At 74.5% G+C, this 8782-nt stretch carries 5 protein-coding genes; 4 read left to right on the forward strand and 1 reads right to left on the reverse strand.

Annotated elements, in window-relative coordinates:
- Positions 1 to 30: 30 nt before the first annotated feature.
- The gene (locus tag ACFYMU_RS20050; protein WP_388374601.1) at positions 31 to 726 is read right to left on the reverse strand and encodes a ScbR family autoregulator-binding transcription factor; all 696 of its coding nucleotides are present in this window, start codon (positions 724 to 726) and stop codon (positions 31 to 33) included.
- Positions 727 to 1255: 529 nt separating this feature from the next.
- Here ACFYMU_RS20050 and ACFYMU_RS20055 point away from each other — a divergent pair.
- The 4 genes from ACFYMU_RS20055 (at position 1256) to ACFYMU_RS20070 (ending at position 8743) form a co-directional block, all read left to right on the forward strand.
- The gene (locus ACFYMU_RS20055) at positions 1256 to 2272 is read left to right on the forward strand and encodes a ParB/RepB/Spo0J family partition protein (RefSeq protein ID WP_388374603.1); all 1017 of its coding nucleotides are present in this window, start codon (positions 1256 to 1258) and stop codon (positions 2270 to 2272) included.
- Positions 2269 to 3222, forward strand: coding sequence for a thioesterase II family protein (locus ACFYMU_RS20060; protein WP_388374605.1), 954 nt, complete (start codon positions 2269 to 2271; stop codon positions 3220 to 3222). Before ACFYMU_RS20055 ends, ACFYMU_RS20060 begins: the two co-directional genes overlap by 4 nt.
- Positions 3219 to 7130: an SDR family NAD(P)-dependent oxidoreductase gene (locus tag ACFYMU_RS20065; protein ID WP_388374607.1), complete on the forward strand. Its 3912-nt coding sequence runs from the start codon at positions 3219 to 3221 to the stop codon at positions 7128 to 7130. The genes ACFYMU_RS20060 and ACFYMU_RS20065 overlap by 4 nt, the downstream gene beginning before the upstream one ends.
- Positions 7131 to 7555: 425 nt before the next feature.
- Positions 7556 to 8743, forward strand: a complete 1188-nt coding sequence (locus tag ACFYMU_RS20070; RefSeq protein ID WP_388374609.1) for a condensation domain-containing protein — start codon at positions 7556 to 7558, stop codon at positions 8741 to 8743.
- Positions 8744 to 8782: the final 39 nt, after the last annotated feature.

Genomic DNA, 8782 nt, shown 5'->3' on the forward strand with positions numbered 1-8782 from the left:
ACGACCGGGGCCGGATCGACGGCCCCGGACTCACGGGGGCGCCGGTCCCGTCGCCTCCACCGGGGGCTCGACGGACTCCTCCTCGTCCTCCACCCGGTCCTCCCCGTGCCGGGTGCGGGTGCTGCCCGGATCCAGCGCGCCCCACGCATCCGGCCGGGCCAGGCACGGCAGCACCGTCCGCCAGAAGCCGGTCAGCGCGCGGTGCGAGAGCCACTCGGGGTCCCGGCGGCCGAGCACTTCGAAGCCCACGGTCGCCGCGACGATCGCCGCGGACAACTCGGTGAGGACGGCCCGCCGGGCCAGCAGCCCCTCGTCGGCGGCCTCGGCGAGCAGATGCTCCACACACCCGCGCCACTCCTCGCGCAGGTCCAGCTCTCCGCCGCCCACCGCGTCGCAGTTCAGCCGGAAGCCGGCCCGGGCCACGACGTCCGCGCGGAGCAGGCCGGCCAGGGCGTGCGAGGCGTTCGTCAACCGTTGCAGCGCGTTGGTGCCCGGCGGCTGCGCCAGCCAGGCCGCGCGGCGCAGCATCGCCCCCGCCGCCGACTCGACCGTCCGGGCCACCGCAGCCTTGCTCTCGAAGTGGAAGTGCAGCGCCCCCGGGCTGACGCCGGCGCGGGCGCTGATGTCCGCCAGCTTCGCCTGGGCGTAGCCATGGCGCTCGAAGGCCCGCGCCGCGGAGCGGATGAGGGCGTGGCGGGTGCGGACCGCACGTTCCTGTTTCGACACCGGTGGCTCCTCACTGAAGGCCGAATTACCGGATTGAGAGCAATTAAGAAACCAGCGTAGCGGTTTGTTTCCTTGACATCCAGACGGGGCGCATTCCTGGTGGTCGGTGGAGCAGGGCAGTTCAGGCCATGTTTCAGGCGTGAACAAAGGTGCATGTGGTGACCAACTGATGGTCACTGAACATGGTAGAAAACCAGCACGCCCGTATGTTCCGTGGTCACGGCAAGGAGATCGATCGCCGGATCGGGGGCTCCGAAGTCGGCGGGCGGGTGCCCGATGGGATCCGAATCCGACGCATAGCGGCAGCTCAGAGTGTAGACAGCGCCTCGCGGGCCGGGCGGCTGCCGGGTGGCGGGGGTGCCGGGGCGCCCCCGTGTCAGGCGTGATCGGAGAGGCGTCCTGGTCGGAGGGGTCGTAAAAAAACCAGGGGACTGGTATGTTTCTAGGCCACGGTTGACGGGCGTGCCCGACCAAGCACTGCGCCGTCGCCGTCCGTGCTGGTCGTCACAGGGGGAGGAACCACCACGTCATGAACGTCCTTGACGCTCAAGCCGAATGGACCGCCGACCCGGTGTCCGGGGAGCTGCCGGGCGACCCGGTCGCGGAACGGGCCACCGTGGCGCTCGGCGCACTGCTGGACTCCGACTCCCCGCGGGTCGACGGCGTGAACGAGGACCACGTCCGCGCCCTGGCCGAACTCGACTCCCCCCTCCCGCCGATCCTGGTGCACCGCGCCACCATGCGGATCGTCGACGGCGTGCACCGGCTGCGAGCGGCCCGGCTGCGCGGGGACACGGAGATCGAGGTCGAGTTCTACGACGGCGCGCAGGAGGACGCGTTCGCGCTGGCCGTCCGGCTGAACGTGACGCACGGACTCCCGCTGTCCCAGGCGGACCGCACCGCCGCCGCGACCCGGATCCTCGCGGCGCGCCCCTACTGGTCGGACCGGCGGATCGCGGCCACCACGGGGCTCGCGGCCAGCACCATCGCGGCCGTCCGGCGTCGTTCAACCGACCGGAACACACAGTCGAACACCGCGCGGATGGGGCGCGACGGACGGGTCCGCCCCCTGCACGCGGCGGAGGGCCGGCTCCGGGCCAGTCAGGTGATCGCGGCCCACCCCGACGCCTCCCTGCGGGAGATCGCCGCCCGCGCCGGCATAGCCACCGCCACCGCGAAGGACGTACGCGACCGCATACGCCAGGGACAGGACCCCGTGCCCGGCCGGGCGCGGGCCGCGGCGGGGGAGCAGGAGGCGGCACCGGCGCCCGCGCGGCGGCCCGGCGGACGCGCCCCGGCCCGCACCTCGGCCGCGGCGATCGGGCTGATGCTGCCGAACCTGCGCAAGGACCCGTCGCTGCGCACCGAGGCGGGACGGCTGCTGCTGCAGATGCTGAGCCTCCACGCGATCGGCGACGAGGCGAAGTGGCGCCGCCTGGCGCAGTGCGTCCCCGCCCACCGCTCCCACACCCTGGCGCAGGCCGCTCGGCGGTGCGCGGACCACTGGCTGCGGCTGGCCCACGAACTCGAGATGCGCTGTCCATGAGCACCCGGGAGCGGGGCCCCGCCGTCCCCACGCGTGCCCCGGCGCCCCTGCCCGGCGTCCTGACCCTCTGCCGCAAGCGGCTCCGCAGCTGGTCGATCCGGCTGCGGCGGCCGGCCGGCGGCGCCGTTCACCACCCCTACCGAGAACTGCCCTGGAGGACCTGCATGACCGTCGACACCGCTGACCTGGTCGCCGAGACCCCCTACATCTGGCGGGCCAGGCGCGACGGCCACCGCCACCGGCTGATCTGCTTCCCGCACGCCGGGGCCGGGGCCGGCGCCTACACCGAGTGGGCCGCACTGCTGCCGCCGGAGACGGAACTGGTGGCGGTCCAGCTGCCGGGCCGTCAGAACCGCATAGCCGAGGAGCCCTTCACCGAGGTCGCCCCGCTCGTCAGGGTGCTGACCCAGGCACTGCGGCCCGTCCTGGAGGGGCCGTTCTCCTTCTTCGGGCACTCCGGCGGCGCGATCCTCGCCTTCGAACTGGCCCGCGTCCTGCGGGACAGGGGCGGACCCCAGCCGGCCCACCTCTTCCTGTCCGCCCAGTCCGCGCCCGGATCCCGCGAAGGCATACGGCAGTTGCACCACCTCTCCGACGAGGAGCTGACCGCGGAGGTGGTCCGGCTCGGCGGCATCGAGGCCGAGATCGCCGAGGACGAGGACGTCATGGACGCCCTGCTGACGACCCTGCGCGCGGACTTCACGCTCTGGGAGAACCACCGCATCGCGCCCGCCGACCCGCTGGACGTCCCGATCACCGTGCTCAGCGGCGACAGCGACCCGCGCGCCCCGCTGCACACCCTCGACGCGTGGCGCGAGCAGACCACGGCCCGCTTCGACGTCCGCCGCTACCCGGGCGGCCACTTCTACTTCCTCGGCCGGGCGGCCGAACTGACCGGATTCATCAGCCAGACGCTGCTGGCTCCCCAGATGGCAGGGAGGACCTCATGACCACGTCCGGAGCGATCGACCCGGCCCTGGTGGCCGGCATCGCCGCCGCGGCCCGTTCGGTGCCCGGGGTACGGGAAGCCGTCGCCGTGGTGCGCCAGGGGACCCGTGCGCCCGCACCCGCGACTCCCGCTGCCCCGGCTCCCGAGGCGCCGCGGCCCCCGGCGGCCGGCGGCGACGAACCGTCCTCCCAGACCCACGGCGGCGCACCGTCCTCCCAGACCCACGGCGGCCCCCTGCACCTACCCGACGGCGCCGCGACCACCCTCCAGGAGGCGCTGCGCCGGGCCGCCGAGCTCGCGCCCGAGAAGGGCACGACCTTCCTGCGCCGCGGCACCACCCCCGACCTGCAGCCCTATCCGGAGCTGCTGGCGGAGGCGGAGCGGGTGCTCGCCGGACTGCGCGCGGCCGGGATGGAGCCGGGTGACGCGGCGCTGTTCCAGTTCGACGACCACCGCGGCTACATGACCGCCTTCTGGGCGTGCGTGCTCGGCGGCTTCGTGCCGACACCGGTCGCGGTGGCGACGACGTACACCGCGCACAACGAGGCCAACCGCAAACTGCGCGGCGCCTGGAACCTGCTCGGCCACCCGGTCGTGCTCACCGACGCCGCCACCGCGCCCGCCCTGAGCGAAGTGCGCGAGCTGTGGGGCGAGTCGACGGTGCGCATCCTGACCGTGGAGTCCCTGGCCGCGCACGAACGGGACGGCGACTGGTACCCGACCACACCCGACACCCCGGTGATCAACCTGCTGACCTCCGGCAGCACCGGTGTGCCGAAGTGCGTCCAGCACACCAACGCCAGCGTCGCCGCCCGCAGCTGGGCCGTCATCCAGGGGCGCGGCTACACGTCCGACGACATCAGCCTGATCTGGATGCCGCTGGACCACGTGACGATGGTCTTCTACAACATCCGCGACATGTTCCTGCGCTGCGCCCATGTCAACGGCCGTATCGACGACTTCCTCGCCGACCCGCTGCTGTGGCTGGACTGGCTGGAGGAGCACGGGGCGACCAACACCTGGGCGCCGAACTTCGCCTTCGCGCTGATCAACGAGCAGGCCGGCCGGATGACCGGGCGGTCCTGGAACCTGTCCCACGTCAAGGAGTTCACCAACGGCGGTGAACCCGTCATCGCCGCCACCAGCCACCGCTTCCTCGAACTCCTCGCCCCCTACGGGGTGCCCGCCGACGCGATGGCACCGGCCTGGGGGATGTCCGAGACCTGCTCCGGCGTCACGTACTCCATGCAGTCCCGCACCGACCGGACCGCGGGCACGCTGGTCGTCGCGCCCTCCTCCTTCGACGGTGAGCTGCGGTTCCCGGACGAGCACGAGCGCGGGGACCGGGACGCGGTGGCCTTCTCGACCGTCGGCGGCCCGCTGCCCGGTGTGACCGTCCGGATCGTCGACCCCGACGGCGGGGTACTGCCCGAGGACCGGATCGGGGAGCTGCAGATCCGCGGCGTGACGATGATGCGCGGCTACCACGGCAACGCGGAGGCGAACCGGGCCGCGTTCGACGCGGAGGGCTGGTTCCGCACCGGCGACCTGGCCTTCGTGCACCGGGGCGCCCTCGTCATCGCCGGGCGCAAGAAGGACCAGATCGTGGTCCGCGGCGCCAACTACATCGCGCACGAACTGGAGAACGTGGTCGAGGAGGCCGAAGGCGTCCGGGTCACCTTCTCGGCCGCCGCGGGCGTCCGCGAACCGGGGGAGGGCTCCGACCGGCTCGTCGTCTTCTTCGTCCCGGTCAAGTGGGACGCCGAGTCGCTCCAGCGCACCTTCCGGGACGTGCGGACCCGGCTGGGCAGGGAGGCGGGGCTCGCCCCCGACCTGCTCGTGCCCGTCACCGAGGCGGAGTTCCCGAAGACCGCGAGCGGCAAGATCCAGCGGGCCGCGCTGGTCGCGGACCTGAAGGCCGGACGGTTCGACGACCGGATCGAGCGGGAGGGCCGGGCGGACCGGGCGGACCGGGACGAGACGGGGCCGGACACGTGGTTCGTGGCGCGGAGGTGGGAGCGGCTGGACGCCGTGGGCGGCGACTCCGGCCGTGACGGCGCGCACGGCGGCGCGCACGGCGGCTCGGGCGGCGTGCGGGTCGTCTTCGCCGAGGAGGAGCAGACGGCCCGGCTCGGCGTCGACGGCGGGCCGGTGGTCGTCGTCGGCGAGGGCGGTGCCTACGCCGAGGAGGGCCCCGGGCGCTACCGGGTCGCCCCCGCCGACGCCGGACAGATCCGGCGTGTGTTCACCGACGTCGTCGAGCGGTACGGGGCGATCGACTCCGTCGTCTGCGCCTGGCCGCTGCCCGCCCGAGGCGATCTCGGCGACACCGGTGGTTCCGGGGGACCCGCCGCCCGGCTCACCGAGGTCACCCGGCGCTTCACCGCGCTCGTGCGGGCCCTGGAGGACGAGGCGTTCGGGCGCCCGCTGCTGCTCCTGCTCACCGCGGGCGCCGTGCACGTCCGTCCCGGGGACCTCGTCGACCTGGGCGTGTGCGCGCTGCCGGGTCTTGTGCGCACCGCCGTCGCCGAACTGCCGCACCTCACCGTGCGCCAGCTCGACCTGCCCGCCGACCGGGAGGCATGGGCGTCGGCGGTCCGCACCGAGCTGGCCGACCGGACGCGGTCCGGCGTGGTCGCCGCCCGTGCGGGACTGCGCTGGCAGCCGCGCCTCACGCCCGTCGACGAGGAGGAGGCCACCGGCGCCGCGCCCGTCGTGCCCGGCGGGCTCTACCTCGTCACCGGCGGCCTCGGCGGCATCGCCCGGGACCTCGCCGGATATCTGCTGGCCGCGTACGGGGTCCGGCTGCTGCTGGTGGGCCGCTCGCCCGCACAGGGCCACAGGGCGGCGGCCCTCGACGAACTCCGCGCGCTCGGGCAGGTGAGGTACGCGCAGGCCGACGTGGCCGACGCGGCGCAGCTGGGCGCGGCGGTGGCCGCGGCCGAGGAGCGCTTCGGGCGCACCCTCGACGGGGTGCTGCATCTGGCCGCCGCCGATGTCGGCGACCAGTGGTCCGAACTGGAGCGGCACACGCTGGCCCGCGAGACCGGGGAGTCCTTCGCCCGGCAGTACGCGGCGAAGGTCGCCGGCACGCTGGCGGTCGCCGAGCTGCTGGAGAGCCGTCCGGACGCCGCCCTGACCCTTTTCGGGTCGGTCAACGGCGAGTTCGGCGGACACTCCTTCGGCGCCTACGCCGCGGCGAACACCTTCCTGGTCGGCTTCGCCGACCACTGGCGCCACGAACGCGGCCGCGAGGTGCGCTGTCTGGCGTGGAGCGTGTGGGAGGACACCGGCATGAACCGCGGCCGGTCCTCGGCTCCCGCCCGCCGCCGCGGCTTCCGCGCCCTCGACCCCGACGACGGGCTGCGCGCCTTCCTGGCCGCGTCCGCGCTGCCGCACCACTACCTGCTGATCGGCCTCGACCTCGGCAACCCGGCGATCCTGGCCGAGTTGGCCGCGGACGAACTCAGCGCCCGCGAGGTCCTGGTCGCCTACACGGCCGACGGCGCCGATCCCGGCGCCGTGCGCGCCGCACTGGAGCCGGTACTGGGCGAGGTCACCGTCCCGGTCCGGCTGGTGGAGGTGAGCCGCATCCCGACGGACGCGGCGGGAGGGGTCGACACCACCCAGCTCCTGCTGGACGCGGCACCCCGGCCGTCCGGCCGCACGACACCGTACGAGGCGCCGACCGGCGAGCTGGAGCGGCAGATCGCCGAGATCTGGGCGGAGGTGCTGGGCCGGCCGACCGTCGGCCGGGGCGACTCCTTCTTCGACCTCGGTGGGAACTCGCTGCGCGCCACCCGGCTGCTGGCCCGGATCGGCGACGAGCTGACGGTCCGGCTCACCACGCACGAGCTGTACGAGAACCCGACCGTCGCGGGCATGGCGGCGGCCATCTCGACGGAGTGAGCCGCGGACGGGTGACCGCGGCGGGACGAGCGATTCCCCGGCGGCCCGCGCCCGGCCGTCGGACCGCCGGGGATTCCGTCTTCGGGTGAGGGGGCGTCGGGGCCGCCGGGGTGTCCGTCTCCGGGCCGCCGGGATTCCGGTCTCCGATCACCGGGATTCCCGGCCGTCGGGATTTCGGTCGCCGGGCGCCAGGGTTTTGGGCGGTCGGGATTCGGGTCTTCGGCCGCCAGGGTTTCGGGCGGTCGGGATTCCGGTCTCCGGTCACCGGGATTCCCGGCCGTCGGGATTTCGGTCGCCGGGTGCCACGGTCTCGGGCGGTCGGGATTCCGGTCGCTCGGGTCGCCTGGAAATCGGTGGCCCGGGGGGGGACCGGGACATTCCTCGGGTTCTTTTCCGCGGAACATCGAGAAACGGGGGTGGAGGAATTGACTGCGCGCCAGGCCGGGAACGTCCAGACCGTCGTCCGGCTCGCCGGTGTCGTCGATCCGGGCCGTCTGCGCACGGCGGCCCGGGCCCTGCTCGACCGGCACCCGCATCTGCGGACCGCACGGGGCGGAGAGGTCCGGGAGCGGGTCCCGTTCCCGTGGCGGGAGCGGGACATCACCGGGCTGACCATCGGGGAACGCAGCGCGTGGCTCGACCGTCTGCTGCGCGAGGACCGGCGCGCCCCCCTGGGCGCGGCGCCCCTGCTGCGCCTCACCCTGGTCAGGCTGGGCTGGGAACACCACGACCTCCTGGTCACGGCCCACCCCGCGCTGCTCGACACCGAATCCGTCCGGCTGCTCACCGGGGACCTGCTGCGCCTGTACGCCACCTGCGGCGACCCCGCGCCGCTGGCGCGCCGGGCCGGCGTGCTCGGGCCCCTGGGCCCGCCCGCCGAACCCTCTGAACCCGCCGAACCACCTGAGCCCCCCGACCCCCCCGACCCCCCCGACCCCCCCGACCCCCCCGACCCCCCCGATCCGGGCAGCGCAGAGGTGGTGCTGCCGCCCGCCGCGGTCCGGCTGCTGCGGGTCCGCGCGGCCGAACTGGACGTCCCCGTGAGCACGCTGGTGCAGGGCGCCTGGGCCGTGGTGCGGGCCGAGACGGCGGGTTGCCGGGACGTGGTCTTCGGGGTCACCGTCCCCGGCCGGCCCCCGGACGCCGCCACGCTGCTCGGCCCCTTCGCGCGCACGGTCGCCGTGCGCGCCGTGTGGGGCCCGCTGGACACCCCGGCCGATCTGCTGGCCCGGCTGCGCCGGCTGCCCACCGGGCCCGGCCCGGACGGACCGCGGACCTTCGACACCGCCGTGGACTGCGGTCCGCCGCCCCGGCCGCCGCTGCGCGCGGCGGGCATCACCGTCGTCGCCTTCCGCGCCCTTCCCGACCGGCCGCAGCCGCTGACCGTGGTGGCCGACACCGGGCCCGGCCTGTGGGTGCGCCTCGCGTACCACCGCACCGCCTTCGACGACCCGTCCGCCCGCGCCGTCGCGGCCCGGCTCGGGCACGTCCTGCGGCACTTCGCCGCCGATCCGCACGCGTCCCTGGGACGCCTCGACGAGCTCGCGGTCCTTCCGCGTTCCCTTTCGCGCTCGGTTTCGCAGCGCGTTTCCCGACAGCTCGTCAATTCCTGAGCGCCCGACCGGATCCGGCCCGCCATTGAACGGTTGTCG

It is taken from the genome of Streptomyces sp. NPDC007264, assembly GCF_042869095.1.
In the GTDB taxonomy this organism is placed as follows: Bacteria; Actinomycetota; Actinomycetes; order Streptomycetales; family Streptomycetaceae; genus Streptomyces.